Below are 15,596 nucleotides of genomic sequence, written 5' to 3'. Positions count from 1 at the left end.
CCCGGGAGCGGAGGGGCGGCGGGGCGGACGGGCCATGGGCGGGTGCCTCCTCGATCGCGGCGGGGGAAGTGGAGCGGCCCCGGCGCCCGCACCGAGGTGCTGGGCTCCGGGGCCGGTCCGGCGTGCCGAGACTACGCGGAGAAGCGCGGGAAGGCGGAGCGACCCGCGTAGGTCGCCGCACCTCCCAGGATCTCCTCGATGCGCAGCAGCTGGTTGTACTTCGCGACGCGGTCCGAGCGGGCCGGGGCGCCGGTCTTGATCTGGCCGCCGTCCACCGCGACCGCGAGGTCGGCGATGGTGGTGTCCTCGGTCTCGCCGGAGCGGTGCGAGAGGATCGCGGTCATGCCGTTGCGCTGGGCGAGGGCCACGGCGTCGAGCGTCTCGGTGAGCGTGCCGATCTGGTTCACCTTGACCAGGATCGAGTTGCCGGCCTTCTCGGCGATGCCGCGGGCGAGGCGCACCGGGTTGGTGACGTACAGGTCGTCTCCGACGAGCTGCACCTTGTCGCCGATGGCCGCGGTGAGGTGGGTCCAGCCGGCCCAGTCGTCTTCGTCCAGCGGGTCCTCGATCGAGACCAGCGGGTAGTTGGCGACGAGGTCGGCGTAGTAGGAGGAGAGCTCCTCGGCCGAGAGCTTCTTGCCCTCGAACGTGTAGGCGCCGTCCTCGTAGAACTCCGAGGAGGCGACGTCGAGCGCGAGCCCGATGTCCTTGCCGGGGGTGAAGCCGGCGGCCTCGACGGCCTTGAGGATGAAGTCGAGCGCCTCGCGGTTGGTGGGCAGGTCGGGGGCGAAGCCGCCCTCGTCGCCGAGGCCGGTGGCGAAGCCGGCCTTCTTCAGCTGCGCCTTGAGCGCGTGGTAGATCTCGACGCCCCAGCGCAGGCCCTCGGAGAAGGACTCGGCGCCCAGCGGGACGGCCATGAACTCCTGGATGTCGACGCCGGTGTCGGCGTGCGCGCCTCCGTTGATGATGTTCATCAGCGGCACGGGCAGGGTGTGCGCGTTCGGGCCGCCGACGTAGCGGAACAGGTCGAGGTCCGACGACTGCGCGGCGGCCTTGGCTACGGCGAGGCTGACGCCGAGGATCGCGTTCGCGCCCAGGCGGGACTTGTTCTCGGTGCCGTCGAGCTCGATCAGCTCGGCGTCGACGAGGCGCTGGTCGGTGGCGTCGAAGCCCTCGATGGCCGGGCCGATCTCGTCGATGACGGCGTCGACGGCCTTCTGCACGCCCTTGCCGAGGTAGCGGTCGGAGTCGCCGTCGCGGAGCTCGTACGCCTCGAACGCGCCCGTGGAGGCGCCGGACGGGACGGCCGCTCGCGAGGACGCGCCGTCCTCGAGCAGGACCTCGACCTCGACCGTGGGGTTGCCACGGGAGTCCAGAATTTCTCGGGCGACGACTGCCTCGATAAGGGCCACAACTATCTCCTCTTGACGGGTGGGCTCCCGGAGACGGGAGCGGTCGGGAAGGAGTCTACTGACCGCCTCCGAAGCGCAGGAGACCGCGGCCGGTCGTAGACTCCCAGGGCCCGATCGCCGGACGGCCCGGGCGCACCCGCCGACCCGGAGGTTCCCCGTGACCACGACCGCCGCCGACCACGTCGACCGTCTCACCGCCGTCGTCCCGGACTTCCCGAGCCCGGGCATCCTGTTCCGCGACCTCACGCCGGTCTTCGGCGACGGCGAGGCCCTGCGGGCGGTGGCCGACGCGCTGATCGAGCCCTACCGCGGCCGGATCGACGCGATCGCGGGCGTGGAGGCGCGCGGCTTCCTGCTCGCCGCAGCGGCCGCCTACTCGGCCGGTCTCGGCGTCGTCACCGTCCGCAAGCCCGGCAAGCTCCCGCGGGCCGTGCTGCGCGAGCAGGCGACCCTCGAGTACGGCGAGACGATGCTGGAGGTGCACGAGGACGCGGCGCCCCGCGGCTCGCGGCTGCTGCTGGTCGACGACGTGCTGGCGACCGGGGGCACGCTCGACGCGAGCCGCCGCCTGATCGAGCGCGCAGGGTGGAGCCTCGAGGGGATCGCGGTGGTCATGGAGCTCGACGGGCTCGGCGGCCGCGAGGTGCTGGCCGGCCACCGCGTCGACGCGATCGTCACCGTCTGACCGGGCCCCGTCGCTCCGCTCCCCCTGCCCTCCCCTTCCCGCGAGACGCCACCCGGGTATGCGACCCACCGGGCGAGCCGCACTCGAGTGGCGTCCCGCGGAAGGGGGAAAGCGACGGGGTCACGTGAGGGAGAGGGACATCCGGGAGAGGACGAAGGTCTCGAGCACCTGCACGAGCATGTAGAGCACGAGCGAGACGCCGGTCACGAGCACGACCGCCGACCAGACGTCCGCGAACCGGGCCTGGGCGGACCAGGCGTTGATCGCCCCGCCGATGCCCGCACCGGTGGAGAGCCACTCGGCGAGCAGCGCGCCCGTGATCGCTCCGGGCACCGAGATGCGGATCGCGGCGAAGAGCGAGGGCAGCGAGCCGGGGATGGCCACCTTGCGGATCGCGGTGAGAGTGCTGCCGCCGTAGACCGCGACCACGTCGAGCATCTGCGGGGAGGCGTTGTTGAGGCCGAAGGCGATCGTCACCAGCGCGGGGAACAGGACGACGATCCCGCCGATGACCGCGACCGAGGCGATCGAGCCGGTCCCGAAGACCAGGATGATCAGCGGCGCCATCGCGATCAGCGGCACCGAGCGCAGCAGCATCGCGAACGGCATCAGCGCGTGCTCGATGCCCTTCGACAGGCGGAACAGGATCGCGCCGAGGATCGCCACGACCAGGCCGGCCGCGAAGCCGATCAGCGCGTCGCCCATGGTCACGGCGAAGAGGCCGCCCAGCTCGGCGCGGTGCTCCGCGGCCTTCGCATCGGTCACCAGGTGCTGCCAGACGTCCCACGGGCCCTTGACCACGTAGGGCGAGACCCCGCTGAAGAGGACCACGCCGATCCAGATCGCCAGCACGATCACGATCGTCGACAGGGCGACGAGCAGGCTCTTGCGCAGGCTCTTGAGAGTCGCGCCGAGGGCGGCCGTGCGCAGCTGGCGCCGCAGCTCGTCGACCGCGAGGATCGACGTGGCCGTGGACTGCTCCGTGCGGTCGGGGACGGTGGTCGTCATGGTCATGCCCGCTTTCCGGAGGACCAGGGCGCGATGAGGCGCCCGATCAGTCCGACGATGCCGTAGCCGAGGAGCGCGACGCCCGCGCAGAGGAGGAAGAGCGCCCAGACGCGGGGCGAGTTCAGCGAGACCTGCGCCGCGACCAGGATCGGGCCCACGCCCGTCTCGATCTTGCCGAAGTACTCGCCGAGGATCGCGCCGAGGAAGGCCGCGGGCACCGCGATCTGCAGCGCCGACAGGATGTTGGGCAGCGCCGCGATCAGTCGCACCTTGCGCAGCTGGGTGAACCGCGAGCCCCCGTAGACCGTGACGACGTCGAGCGCCGCCTTGTCGGCCGCCTTCAGCCCGAGCAGGCTGCCGACGACCGTGGTGAAGAACACCGAGAGGCCGGCCAGGAAGATCGCCGTCGCGCTCGCCTTCCCGGGAGCGTCCGCACCACCGAGGATCAGCAGCACGATCGCTCCGATGGCGACGATCGGCACGCAGTAGGTGATGACCGCGAGCTGCGAGACGACCCCCTCCAGCCAGGGCAGGACCAGCACGAGCGCCGAGAGCACCAGCGCGAGGAGGTTGCCCCAGAAGTAGCCGACGGCCGCCTCGCCGATCGTGACGGAGAAGTTGCGCCAGTAGAAGCCGGCGCCGTCCTCCATCGCGGTCTGCACGACCTGCACGGGAGTGGGGACGGGCGCGTAGGTCGCGGCGCCGGTGGGCGCGGTGACGAGCGCCACGATCCACCAGACGGCGACGATCGCGGCGACGCCGATCAGCCCGGTGAGCCACGGAGGCAGGGACAGGGCGCGGCGCGGGGCCGCGGGGAGCGTAGTGGCCACGATGCCTCCTAGACGCGGTCGTCCGCGGCCGCGCCGCCGTCGCCGAACAGCAGCTCGGAGGCCTGGTCGACGTAGGCGTGGAACTCAGGGGTGCGCTGCATCTCGGGGGTGCGCGGGCGGGGCAGGTCGATGTCGATGATCTCCTTCACCCGTCCCGGGCGCGGGCTCATCACCGCGACGCGGTCCGAGAGGAAGATCGCCTCCGAGATGCCGTGCGTGACGAGGAGCGTCGTGGCGGGCTTCTCCGTCCAGATCCGCAGCAGCTCGAGGTTGAGCTTCTGCCGCGTCATGTCGTCGAGGGCGCCGAACGGCTCGTCGAGCAGCAGGACCTCGGGCTTGAGGATCAGGCACCGCGCGATCGACACGCGCTGGCGCATGCCGCCCGAGAGCTGGGCCGGCTTGGCCTTCTCGAAGCCGCGGAGGCCGACGAGGTCGATCAGCTCGTCGATGTAGGACTGGTCGACGCTCTTGCCCGCGATCTCGAACGGCAGGCGGATGTTCGCCATGACGCTGCGCCACGGCAGGAGCGCGTGGTCCTGGAAGGCGATCCCGAGCTTGTTGTCGCGGCGCAGCTCCTGGGGAGTGCGGCCGTCGACCCGGATGGAGCCGGACGTCGGCTCCTCCAGCCCCGCGAGGATGCGCAGGATGGTCGACTTGCCGCACCCCGACGGGCCGAGCAGGGCGAGGAAGCTGCCCTGGTCGGTGTGGAGATCGGTGTCCTGCAGCGCCGCGACGCTGCGCGAGCCCATCCGGAACGTCTTCGACAGGCCGTGGATCTGGATGCCGGTGCCGCCGGCACCCTGGTCGCGCAGGGTGCCGGCGTCGGTCGTGTCGGTCACGAGTGGTGCCCTTCGTGGATCAGGATCAGGCCGCGTACTTCAGCAGCTCGGGGTTCGCCTCGTAGACCTCGTCGAGGAGGGTCAGATCGAAGAGGTCCTCGGCCGTGACGTCGATCCCGGCGCCCGCGAGGGACGCGATGGTCTCGGACTGCAGCGTCTCGGAGATGGTGAAGAGGCCGTTCGAGACCGTCTCGTCCGAGACGACCAGCTCCTCGGCCTGGATGGTGGCGCCCTTCTTGGAGGACTCCTCGTTGAGGCCGAGGTCCTTGCCGTAGTTCTCGACGGCGAGCATCGCGCCCGCCTCCGGGTCGTTGACCGCGTCGGTCCAGCCCTTGATCTCGGCGACGAGGAACGCCTTCAGCGCGTCGCGCTTCTCGGCGATCGCCTGCTCCGACACCGAGAAGGTCTCGGCGACGAAGGGGAGGCCGTTGTCGGCGAAGGGCAGGTTGACGACCTCGTAGCCCTCGGCCGCGACCGTGATGGCCTCGTTCGTCAGGTAGGCGATGAAGCCGTCGACGGTGCCGTTGACGAGGACGGAGGGGTCGTACTCGACGGGGACGACCGTGAGGTCGGACTCGGAGAGGCCGTTCGCGGCGAGCAGCGCCTGGAACAGGGAGGTGTTCGAGGCCTGGACGCCGATCTTCTTCCCGGCGAGGTCGGCCGGAGTGGCGATGTTCCCGGCGGTCTTGATCGAGAGGACCGTGAAGGGGTTCTTCTGGTAGGTCGCGCCGATGATCTTGAGCGGGGCCTCCTGCTGGGCGATCGCGGTGCCGATCGAGACGGCGTCGCTGAGCGCGACGTCCGCGCTGCCCGAGAGGAGCTCGGCCACGCCCGTCGAGGGGCCGGGGGTGAGCGTCACTCCCGCCAGGCCGGCCTCGGTGAAGTAGCCCTTCGAGTCGGCGAAGAACTCGCCCGCGAACTCCTCGTTCTTGATCCAGGAGAGCTGGACCTTGAGGGTGCCGAGGTCGCCGCCGTCCGCGGCGGACGCGCCGGAGGAGTCGGAGGCGCAGGAGGCGAGGACGGAGGCGCCGCCGATCGCGAGGCCGGCGACACCCGCCAGGCGGAGGAGGCTGCGGCGGTCGAAGGCCGGGAGGGAGCGGAGGGGCGACAGGGTCAAGGGGACTCCTCGGGTGGGGATCGTCAGGGCTGCTGCGGTGCGGTGCGCGGGGTCGCGACGGGGTGCCCGTGCAGGCGCGCCAAGCCGCGCCGATCGGGTGCCTCGACGCTATCCGGGGGAGATTTCTCGGGTGTGTCCGCAGATTTCGCGGGTATTAAGGCTCTCACGGATCCGACAAGGATCCGACCAGATCGGCATGATCCTCTGACGGATCGTCTGAGACCCTGTTCAGGCCTCACAGGACGGCCCCGGCCCGTCCCACGGGCGCGGCTCAGCGCAGGCAGCCGGCGTCGCTCACCCGGCGCCGCCGGCGCGGATCAGCCGAGGTCCTTGAAGGAGAGGTCGGCGGCGGAGGCGGCGTCCCGCGGAACGAGCGCGAAGCGCGTGAAGCCCGCGGCGGCCGCGCGGTCCAGCAGCGGGGTGAGGTTCTTCGCCCGGCGCTCGAGGCGCACGCGCGAGCCCCGGGCGATCAGCTCCTGCTTGAGCGCGAGCAGCAGCTCGGGCGCCGCGTCGCGCTCGTGGACGAGGACGACGGCGTCGGGACGCTCGACGACGGCACCGCCGATCAGCTCGACGATCCGCTCGAAGCCGATCGAGAAGCCGCAGGCCGGCACGTCCTGACCGAGGAAGCGGCCGATCATCCCGTCGTACCGCCCGCCTCCGCCGACCGAGGAGCCCGAGGACGGGTGCGCGATCTCGAAGATCGTGCCGGTGTAGTAGCCCATGCCCCGCACGAGCGTCGGGTCGAAGCGGAGCGAGACGCCGGCGGGCAGCGAGCGCAGCGACCGGGCCAGGGTCTCGAGCGCGAGCACCGCCTCCGGGTCGATGCCCTCGGGCAGCACGTCGAGGATCGCGGACTGCTCGAGCGCCACTCCCCCGGCGGCGACCGCCTCCTCGATCCGCGCGAGGTAGCCCCCGAGGACCGCGGCCGCGTCCGGCCCGTCGGCCTCCAGCTCGGCGACGACCCCGGCGGCGCCGATCTTGTCGAGCTTGTCGATCGAGATCAGCGCAGGGCCGAAGCGCTCGGGGGCGAAGCCGCAGTGCTCGAGGATTCCGGTGAGGATGCGGCGGTCGTTGATCCGGATGGTGCAGTCCTCGAGGCCCAGGGCGTCGAGTGCCGCCGCGGTCGCCGTGATGAGCTCGACCTCGGCCAGCTGCCCGGGCTCGCCGATGATGTCGATGTCGCACTGCACGAACTGGCGGTACCGCCCCTTCTGCGGGCGCTCGGCGCGCCACACCGGCGCGATCTGCACCGAGCGGAAGACGGCCGGCAGCTCGGCGCGGTGCGAGGCGTAGAAGCGGGCGAGCGGCACCGTGAGGTCGAAGCGCAGGCCGAGGTCGGCGAGGGCGGACGCGTCGTCGACCGCCGCGAGGTCGTCGCGGGTGAGCCCGCGGCGCAGGACGCTGAAGGCGAGCTTCTCGTTGTCGCCGCCGAGCCCGGAGTGGAGGCGGTCGAAGTCCTCGACCACGGGCGTCTCGATCTCGTCGAACCCGTGGGAGGCGTACACGCGGCGGATGACGCCGAGCGCGTGCTCGCGCTTCGCCTTGTCGGCGGGGAGGAAGTCGCGCATGCCGCGGGGCGGGGTGATCGGGGAGGCCATGACGGCGATTCTCCCAGATCGGCCGGGGCGGGCCGGCGGGCGCCTCAGTCCGCGCGCCGCTCCTGCTCCACCGCGCGGATCTCGTCCTGCAGGTCGCGCGTCGCGGTGCGGAGCGCACGCTCGGCGTCGAGCCCCTGGGCGCGGGCGGAGGCGACGATGGCCAGCAGCAGCGGGCCGAGGTCCTCCTCCGACTCGATGGGAAGCGGGCCCTGGCCGGCGTCCACGACGCCCAGCGAGGTCGCCTTGCCGATCACCTTGTCGGCGAGCGCGAGAGCCGGCATGCCCTGCGGGATCCCGTCGAGCACGCTCGTGCGGTGCGGCTTCTCGGTGCGCTTGAGCTCGTCCCACACCGCGATGACGTCGTCGGCCGTCTCGGCCGTGGCGTCGCCGAACACATGCGGGTGGCGGCCGATCATCTTGGCGTTCATGTGCGCCGCGACGTCCTCGATGGTGAAGGGCTCGGCGCTCTCGGCCGCCAGGTCGGCGTGGAAGAGCACCTGGTAGAGGACGTCGCCGAGCTCCTCGATCAGGTCGGCCCGGTCCCCCGCCTCGATGGCGTCGACGAGCTCGTGCGACTCCTCGATCAGGTAGCGCACGAGCGACTCGTGGGTCTGCTCGGCGTCCCACGGGCAGCCGCCCGGGGCGCGGAGGACGTGGACGGTGCGGATGAGCTCGTCGAGCCGGGGATGCGCGGTCACCCCGCCATCCTCGCATCCGGTCCGGCCGCCTCCGCGGACATCCGGGCGGCGCGGGCGCCCGGGAGCCTCAGGCCCGCGCGAGACGCCGCCGCGCGACGAGGAGGCAGCCGCCTGCGACGAGCGGCACCGCGGCGAGGAGCCCGGGTGACGCCGCGACGGACACCGCGGTCGAGGCGCTGACCAGTGCACCCGCCAGGTTCCAGAGGACCACCGCGACTCCCGCGCCGTCCCCGATCGGGAGCGGCACCGGGCTGAGCAGCTGCGGCGGCAGCGGACCCCGGGTCGCATCCATCGCCCGCGCGGCGACGGCGGCGACGGCGGTCGCGGCGGCCACCGGCACCGCCGCGCCCGGGAGCAGCAGCGAGGCGGCGAGGGCGCCGAGCATCGCGACTCCGACCGCGAGCACCAGCGGGAGGACGGCGTGCAGGAGGAGCAGCTCGAACGGACCGGGGGCGAGGAGCGCCGGCTGCCCCGCTGTCGCGGCGGCGTGACGGAAGCCGTCGCTCCAGACGCCGGCGCCGAGGTAGGCGAGCACGCCCGCCGCGGCGGCCGGGAGCGCGAGGAGGGAGGACGGCGCGACCGCGGCGAGCACGGCGGCGGCGCCGGCGGCGGCCAGCGCGACGACCGCGACCGCCGAGCGTCCGGGAGTGCGCAGCGCGCCGATCGCGTCGCGCACCGGCACCGAGAGGGCGAACGGGGAGAGGCGGACCGCTCGGAGCCCCCGCCCGATCGCCGGGAGGGCGCGGTACCCGTCGAGCGACTCGGCGAGATCGCCCGTCGCTCCGAGCCGGGCGGTCGCCGACCACTGCCGGGCCTGGGCGAGGAGCCGAGGTCCGCGCGCGGCGTCGAGCAGCCGGGGCGCCGCGGCCAGGAGGACCGCGGCCGACGCGAGCAGCACGAACGCGGCGCGCACCTCCTCCGCTCCGCTCACGGCTGAGGCGAGGAGGCCGCCCGGCGTGGGCGCACCGGGCAGGAGGGCCCCGAGGACCGCGAGGGAGGCGAGGAGGCCCGCCGCGAGCGCGGGGAGGCGCGAGGGGAGGCACTGACCGGCGAGCCAGGCGACGGCGAGGAGGCCGGCGAACGCGGCGCCGCCGGCGACGGCCGCGAGGAGCGGCGCGGAGGCGGCGAGGGCGAGGAGCGACGCGACGGCGGAGCAGCACGCCACGAGACCGGCCGACGCCCGGACCACGGGTCGGCGGAGCACCGACCAGCGGCGCAGATCGGTCGCGAGCAGCACGGCCGTGGTGTGCGGCTCGCCCACCGCGGGTCCGCGCACCCGGCCCAGGAGCACGGCGGCGGGCAGGGCGAGACCCGCGGCGAGGGCGATCAGCGGCTCCGGCACGGCTCCCGCCTCGGCAGCGAGGAGCGCGAGGGCCCGGGCGACGGGGAGGACGACGACGAGCACGGTCATCGCGGCGAGGTAGCCCGCGTAGGCGCGCGGACTCGGCGGAGCCGCGGCGCGGTGCCGGTGCAGAGCCCGCACCTCGGCGACGCGAGCCCTCTCCGCGCGCGTCACGCCCGCTCCAGCTCGACGACCCGCGCGCCCAGACCCTGGATCAGCACAGGGCTGTGGGTCGCGACGACGAGTGCCCGGGACGCGGCTGCGCGCCGCAGGACTTCCGCCACCAGCGGCACCCGCTCGACGTCGAGCCGCTGCTCCGGCTCGTCGAGCAGCAGCACCGCCGAGGGCCGGGCCAGCACGAGCGCGAGGGAGAACAGCTGCGTCTGCCCGGAGGAGAGCTCGTGCGGGAAGCGGCGGGCGAGCGGAGCGAGCGCGAGCGCGTCGAGACCTGCCGCGGCCTCGCGGCGGGCGTCGGCGACCGGCGCGCCCCAGGAGACGGCGACCATCGCGAGGTGCTCCTCGAGGGTCAGGTCCCGCTCGAAGGGCGGGGTGCCGATCAGAGCGGCGACGGCGCGGCGGTGGGCGGCGGAGCGCTCCTCCGGGGCGCGCCCGGCCACCGCCACGACTCCCTCGCTCGGAGCGGTGAGGCCGGCGATCACCCGCAGGAGCGTGGTCTTGCCGGTGCCGTTGCGGCCCGTCACCGCGACGCGCTCCCCCGCCTCCACCTCGAGCGAGCACGGCGCGAGCAGCTCGACGCCCGAGGCGCGCACCGCGACCCCGCGGACGGCGACCAGCGGGCCGGCGAGCGGCTCCGGCTCGCGGGGGCGTCGGGCGGCGAGGAGCGGCATGCCCTCCATCCTGCCAGCGGGCCCTCCCGCAGCGGCGACGGCCGCCGGAGCGGGACGGCGCTCCACCGGGGAGCGCCGCCCCGTGGACCTCAGACGGTGACCGGCTCCGGGAACAGCGCGTCCAAAAGCGACGCCACCCACTGGATCAGCGCCCGGTCGCCGAGCGGGACGCCGTCGAGCACGGGCATCGGCACGACGACCGCGTCGGCCTGCTGCAGGTACTTCGCGGTCGGGTACATCCGGCGCAGGCGCACCTGGATCGAGTCGGGCAGGTGAGCGGGAGCCACGCGGACGTTCGAGCCCATCGCGACCACGTCGCTGAGGCCCGCCTTCTGCGCGCGCATGCGCAGCCTCGACACCAGGATGAGGTTCTCGACCGCCTCGGGCAGCTCGCCGTAGCGGTCGGTCAGCTCCTCGACCACGAGGTCGATGCTCCCCTCCTTCGCCGTCGGCGACGACGCGGCCGACAGCTTCTGGTACGCCTCCAGGCGCAGCCGCTCGCTGTCGACGTACTCCTCCGGGATGCGGGCGTCGACGGGCAGCTCGAGCCGCAGCTCGGTCTGCCCCTCGGCGACCTCGCCGCGGAAGGTGTCGACGGCCTCGCCGATCATCCGCAGGTAGAGGTCGAAGCCCACGCCCTGGATGTGCCCGGACTGCTCGCCGCCGAGGAGGTTGCCCGCACCGCGGATCTCGAGGTCCTTCAGCGCGATCTGCATGCCGCCGCCGAGGTCCGAGTTGGCGGCCAGGGTCTGCAGCCGGTCGTGCGCGGTCTCGCTCAGCGGCTTCGTCTCGTCGTAGAGGAGGTAGGCGTAGGCGCGCTCGCGGCCGCGGCCGACGCGCCCGCGCAGCTGGTGCAGCTGCGAGAGACCGTACTTGTCGGCGCGGTCGACGATCAGCGTGTTGGCGTTCGGGATGTCGAGGCCGGTCTCGACGATCGTCGTCGACACCAGGACGTCGAACTTGCGCTCCCAGAAGTCGACGATGATCCGCTCGAGCTGCGACTCGCTGAGCTTGCCGTGCGCGACCGCGATCCGCGCCTCGGGCACCAGCTCGGCGAGCTGCGAGGCGACGCGGTTGATCGTCGAGACGCGGTTGTGCACGAAGAACACCTGGCCCTCGCGCAGGAGCTCCCGGCGGATCGCGGCCGATACCTGCTTCTCGGAGTAGGGGCCGACGAAGGTGAGGATCGGGTGGCGCTCCTCCGGCGGGGTCGCGAGGGTCGACATCTCCCGGATGCCGGTCACCGCCATCTCGAGAGTCCGCGGGATGGGCGTGGCGCTCATCGAGAGGATGTCGACGTTCTTCTTCAGCGCCTTGAGCTTGTCCTTGTGCTCGACGCCGAAGCGCTGCTCCTCGTCGATCACGAGCAGGCCGAGGTCCTTGAAGACGATGTTGTCGCTGAGGAGCCGGTGGGTCGCGATGACCATGTCGACGGTGCCGTCGGCCAGGCCCTCGATCGTCTCCTTCGACTCCTTCGCGCTCTGGAACCGGCTGAGCGCCCGCAGGTGGACGGGGAAGCCGGCGAAGCGCTCCTGGAACGTCTCGAGGTGCTGGCGGACGAGCAGCGTGGTCGGCACGAGCATCGCGACCTGCTTCCCGTCCTGGATCGCCTTGAACGCGGCGCGCACGGCGACCTCGGTCTTGCCGAAGCCGACGTCGCCCGAGAGCAGGCGGTCCATCGGGATCGGCCGCTCCATGTCGGCCTTGACCTCGTCGATGACGGTGAGCTGGTCGGGGGTCTCGGCGAACGGGAACGCCTCCTCCAGCTCGCGCTGCCAGGGGGTGTCCGGCGGGAACGCGTGCCCGCGGGAGGCCATCCGGGCGGAGTAGAGCTTCACGAGCTCGACCGCGATGTCGCGGACCGCGCGGCGGGCCTTGCTCTTGGCCTGCGCCCAGTCGCTCCCGCCCATCTTGCTCAGCGCCGGAGCCTCGCCGCCGACGTAGCGTGAGAGCAGGTCGAGCTGGTCCGTGGGGACGAGCAGCTTGTCGCCGGGGAAGCCGCGCTTGCTGGGGGCGTACTCGAGCACCAGGTACTCGCGGCGCGTCTTGATCGCGTTGCGGCCCCCGCTGGAGACCTCGCGCTGCGAGAGCTCCACGAACCGGCCGATGCCGTGGGTGGCGTGCACCACGAAGTCGCCGGGCGTGAGCTGCAGCGGGTCGACGACGTTCTTGCGACGCGACGCGAGCTTCTTCACCGCGCGGGAGTCGTAGCCGACGGTGCGGCCGTAGAACTCCGTGTCGGTGAGCAGGGCGAGCTTCGCCTCCTCCACCTCGAAGCCGTGATCGACGGAGGCCTGGACCACGTAGGCCAGGCCCGTCTCGAGCCCGGCGGGGAGGTCGGCGACGATGCGGGCGGCGACCTCGTGCTCGGCGAGGACCTGGTCGGTGCGCTCGACCGTGCCGGTGCCGGGCGCGGTCAGGACCACGGTCCAGCCGTCGGCCAGGCGCGCGCGGACGTGGGCGAGGGCGCCCTCGACGCTCGCTCCGAAGCCGGGGACCGGCTCGCCCTCGACCCGGACGGCGAGGATCTCGTCGATCCCGAGCTCCTCCGGCAGCACCTCGGCCTCGCCCGCGGCGGGGCCCTGGCGGAACGTGCTCATCGTCCACCACGGATGGTCGGGAGCGTCGGCGCCCGGGGCGCTGAGCTTCACGGAGTCGCGGAGCGCGCCGAGCGAGATGAACTCGCCCGAGGCGAGGTCGATGGGGGCCTCGGCGCCGGCGGTCGCCGCGCTCCAGGCCGCCTGCAGGAACTCGCGGTTCGTCTCGGCGAGGCTGATCGCCCGCGTCGCCACGCGCTCGGGGGCGAGGACCGCGACGGCCGCCCCCTCGGGGAGGTAGTGCGAGATCGGGACCAGCCGCTCCAGCAACGCGGGGGCGAGCGACTCCATCCCCTCGACCGGGATGCCCTCGGCGATCTTCGCGAGCATCGCCGACAGGCTCGGGAACTCGTGCAGCATCTCGCGGGCCCGCTGCCTCACCGCGGGCACCAGCAGCAGCTCGCGGCTCGGCGGGAGGACCACCGAGTCGGCCTCGCCCGGAAGCGAGCGCTGATCGGCCACGGAGAAGCCGCGGATGGAGTCGACCTCGTCGCCGAAGAAGTCCACTCGGCTCGGATGCTCGGCCACCGCGGGGAAGACGTCGAGGATGCCGCCGCGCACGGCGAACTCGCCGCGGCGCGTGACCATGTCGACCCGGGCGTAGGCCAGGTCGACCAGCTCGGCCGAGATGCGGCCGAGGTCGTAGCCGCGGGCGCCCTTCACGAGTCGGATCGGCTCGATGTCGGCGAGGTTGTCGGCGACCGGCTGCAGCGCCGCGCGCACGGAGGCGACCACCACGAGGGGCCGCTCGCCGGACCACTGCTTCATCCGCCGCAGCGCGTCCAGGCGCCGCCCCACGATCTCGGCGCTCGGGCTGAGGCGCTCGTGCGGCAGCGTCTCCCACGCGGGGAACTCGACGACGTCCGCGTCCGGCAGCATGAAGCCGAGGGAGGCGCGCACGTTCTCGGAGTCGCGGCCCGTGGCCGTGACCACCAGCGCCGCCTGCGGGCGTCCCGCCTCCGCGCGCCTCTCGATCAGGCCCGCGAGCAGGGGGACCCGGAGGCCGTCGGCCACCGAGAAGTCGGCGTCCCGCACCGCGTACGCGAGAGCATCGTCGAACGTGGAGGCGCGCGACAGCGCCGAGATGATCTCGTTGAGGGGCACGGATCCAGTTTACGGCCGCCCCGCGGGCCGACCGCCGAGGGAACCCCGAACCGTCGAGGGAGCCCGGGGCTGCGGTCTCCCTCGCCGTCCGGGGTCCCCTCGGCGAAGGGCGGGTCAGGCGCTGGTGTGGAACTTCAGCTGGGCGGCGGAGAGGCCGGAGTCGGCGATGAGCTCGACGGCGTCGGCGGCGTCCGAGACCAGGATCGGGAGCGCCTCGCGCTCCGGGCCGGCGAAGTCCTTCAGCACGAAGTCGGCGGCCTGCTGGCGGCCCGGCGGGCGGCCGATGCCGACCCGCACGCGCAGGAACTCGGCTCCTCCGGTCGCCGCGAGGATGTCGCGGATGCCGTTGTGCCCTCCGTGACCGCCGCCCTGCTTGAGGCGCAGGGTGTCGAAGGGGATGTCGAGCTCGTCGTGCACGACGATCAGGTGCGCCGGGTCGACCGAGTAGAAGTCGAGCAGCTGCGCCGTCGGCCCGCCGGAGAGGTTCATGAAGCTGTTGGGCTTGCCCAGCACGAGCTTCGGTCCGCCCGGGCGGAGGAAGCCCTCGGCGACCACGGCGTTGGCGCGGTTGTGCCGGCGGAACGAGCCGCCGATCCGCGTCGCGAGCTCGTCGAGCACCATCTGGCCGACGTTGTGCCGGTTGCGCGCGTACTGCGCGCCCGGGTTGCCCAGTCCGACGACCAGCCAGGTGTCACCCATGTCGTTCCTCTTCCTCGGGGGCGGCGGAGGGACTCCCCCGCCGGACGCGGAACGGGCCCGCCGCGGCTGCGAGCGGGCCCGTTCCCGGGGTGGTGCGGACTACTCCGCGGTCTCGGCGACGACGTCGCCCGAGGCCGGGGTCTCGTCGTCCTCGCCCAGGTCCTGCTCGACCTCGGCGGTGACGTTGACGATGAGGATCTCGGCGTCGGTGACCAGCGTGGCGCCCTCGGGGAGCGTGACGTCGGCGGCGGTGATCTGCGTGCCGGCCTCGAGGCCCTCGACGGAGACGACGATGTTCTGCGGGATGCGCGTGGCGTCGACCTCGAGCGAGAGGGTGTTCGACTCGATCGAGACGAGGGTGCCGGGAGCGGCGTCGCCCTCGACGTGCACGGGGATGTCCACCTCGACCTTCTCGCCCTTGTTGATGACGACGAGGTCGATGTGCTCGATGATCTGGCGCACCGGGTCGCGCTGGATGTCCTTCACCAGGGTGGTCTGCGCGGCGCCCTCGATGTCGAGCTCGAGGATCGCGTTCGCCTTGCGGGTGAGCAGGAGCACCTGGTGGCCCGGGAGGGTGAGGTGCTGGGGCTCGGTGCCGTGACCGTAGAGGACCGCGGGGATCTTGTCCTGCGCGCGGATCTTGCGGGCGGCGCCCTTGCCGAACGAGGTGCGGACCTCGACGACGACCTTGTTGGTCAGTTCAGCCATGATGTTCTCCTTGGGCGGCGCGCACGCCACCGGATCGGGTCGTGGCCTGCGGCCACGGACGGTTTGTCGACTCGAACGCATGTCAGCGTGAGGAGAAGTCCGTGGCGC

The 15,596-nt window shown here is 72.9% G+C and carries 13 protein-coding genes; 1 reads left to right on the top strand and 12 read right to left on the bottom strand.

Annotated elements, in window-relative coordinates:
* Nucleotides 1–131: 131 nt before the first annotated feature.
* Nucleotides 132–1,412 (bottom strand): phosphopyruvate hydratase, encoded by a 1,281-nt coding sequence (gene eno, locus C5C39_RS06605; protein WP_104222361.1) that lies wholly within the window; start codon nt 1,410–1,412, stop codon nt 132–134.
* A 157-nt stretch (nt 1,413–1,569) separates the two neighbouring features.
* On the opposite strand from eno, the gene C5C39_RS06600 reads away from it, so the two are divergent.
* Nucleotides 1,570–2,097 carry an adenine phosphoribosyltransferase gene (locus C5C39_RS06600; protein ID WP_104274327.1) on the top strand — a complete coding sequence of 176 codons (528 nt, stop codon included), beginning with the start codon at nt 1,570–1,572 and terminating at the stop codon, nt 2,095–2,097.
* A 120-nt stretch (nt 2,098–2,217) separates the two neighbouring features.
* Here C5C39_RS06600 and C5C39_RS06595 read toward each other — a convergent pair whose 3' ends face one another.
* From C5C39_RS06595 to C5C39_RS06550, 11 genes are all read right to left on the bottom strand, one after another.
* The gene (locus C5C39_RS06595; protein ID WP_104222359.1) at nt 2,218–3,111 is read right to left on the bottom strand and encodes an ABC transporter permease; all 894 of its coding nucleotides are present in this window, start codon (nt 3,109–3,111) and stop codon (nt 2,218–2,220) included.
* Nucleotides 3,108–3,935: an ABC transporter permease gene (locus C5C39_RS06590; RefSeq protein ID WP_244229606.1), complete on the bottom strand. Its 828-nt coding sequence runs from the start codon at nt 3,933–3,935 to the stop codon at nt 3,108–3,110. The genes C5C39_RS06595 and C5C39_RS06590 overlap by 4 nt, the downstream gene beginning before the upstream one ends.
* A gap of 8 nt (nt 3,936–3,943) precedes the next feature.
* On the bottom strand, nt 3,944–4,684 hold the full coding sequence (locus tag C5C39_RS06585) for an ABC transporter ATP-binding protein (RefSeq protein ID WP_104222373.1): 741 nt from the start codon (nt 4,682–4,684) through the stop codon (nt 3,944–3,946).
* A gap of 115 nt (nt 4,685–4,799) precedes the next feature.
* On the bottom strand, nt 4,800–5,891 hold the full coding sequence (locus C5C39_RS06580; RefSeq protein ID WP_258075789.1) for an ABC transporter substrate-binding protein: 1,092 nt from the start codon (nt 5,889–5,891) through the stop codon (nt 4,800–4,802).
* 317 nt (nt 5,892–6,208) lie between these two features.
* A complete protein-coding gene (gene hisS, locus C5C39_RS06575; protein ID WP_104352940.1) occupies nt 6,209–7,492 on the bottom strand; it encodes a histidine--tRNA ligase in 1,284 nt (427 codons plus the stop codon).
* A 44-nt stretch (nt 7,493–7,536) separates the two neighbouring features.
* Nucleotides 7,537–8,190 (bottom strand): MazG family protein, encoded by a 654-nt coding sequence (locus C5C39_RS06570; RefSeq protein WP_104222356.1) that lies wholly within the window; start codon nt 8,188–8,190, stop codon nt 7,537–7,539.
* Nucleotides 8,191–8,257: 67 nt separating this feature from the next.
* On the bottom strand, nt 8,258–9,706 hold the full coding sequence (locus C5C39_RS17830; RefSeq protein ID WP_258075788.1) for a hypothetical protein: 1,449 nt from the start codon (nt 9,704–9,706) through the stop codon (nt 8,258–8,260).
* Entirely contained in the window at nt 9,703–10,380 is a 678-nt protein-coding gene (locus C5C39_RS06565; RefSeq protein ID WP_104274329.1) for an ATP-binding cassette domain-containing protein, read from the bottom strand. Before C5C39_RS06565 ends, C5C39_RS17830 begins: the two co-directional genes overlap by 4 nt.
* Nucleotides 10,381–10,469: 89 nt before the next feature.
* A complete protein-coding gene (gene mfd / locus C5C39_RS06560) occupies nt 10,470–14,081 on the bottom strand; it encodes a transcription-repair coupling factor (protein ID WP_104352938.1) in 3,612 nt (1,203 codons plus the stop codon).
* Nucleotides 14,082–14,195: 114 nt separating this feature from the next.
* The gene (gene pth, locus C5C39_RS06555) at nt 14,196–14,780 is read right to left on the bottom strand and encodes an aminoacyl-tRNA hydrolase (RefSeq protein WP_104233681.1); all 585 of its coding nucleotides are present in this window, start codon (nt 14,778–14,780) and stop codon (nt 14,196–14,198) included.
* A 99-nt stretch (nt 14,781–14,879) separates the two neighbouring features.
* A complete protein-coding gene (locus C5C39_RS06550) occupies nt 14,880–15,488 on the bottom strand; it encodes a 50S ribosomal protein L25/general stress protein Ctc (RefSeq protein ID WP_104233682.1) in 609 nt (202 codons plus the stop codon).
* Nucleotides 15,489–15,596 lie beyond the last annotated feature (108 nt).

Origin of the sequence: Rathayibacter sp. AY1F3, from assembly GCF_002931975.1 — a bacterium.
In the GTDB taxonomy this organism is placed as follows: domain Bacteria; phylum Actinomycetota; class Actinomycetes; order Actinomycetales; family Microbacteriaceae; genus Rathayibacter.
The sequence above is the reverse complement of the archived record's forward strand: the minus strand, read 5'-3'. Positions and strand labels throughout refer to the sequence as shown.

Coding starts and splice junctions, on each gene's coding strand:
- C5C39_RS06595 (WP_104222359.1), bottom strand. CDS start 3,111: ATGACCATGACGACCACCGTCCCCGACCGCACGGAGCAGTCCACGGCC.
- C5C39_RS06585 (WP_104222373.1), bottom strand. CDS start 4,684: ATGGGCTCGCGCAGCGTCGCGGCGCTGCAGGACACCGATCTCCACACC.
- hisS (WP_104352940.1), bottom strand. CDS start 7,492: ATGGCCTCCCCGATCACCCCGCCCCGCGGCATGCGCGACTTCCTCCCC.
- C5C39_RS06565 (WP_104274329.1), bottom strand. CDS start 10,380: ATGCCGCTCCTCGCCGCCCGACGCCCCCGCGAGCCGGAGCCGCTCGCC.
- pth (WP_104233681.1), bottom strand. CDS start 14,780: ATGGGTGACACCTGGCTGGTCGTCGGACTGGGCAACCCGGGCGCGCAG.
- C5C39_RS06550 (WP_104233682.1), bottom strand. CDS start 15,488: ATGGCTGAACTGACCAACAAGGTCGTCGTCGAGGTCCGCACCTCGTTC.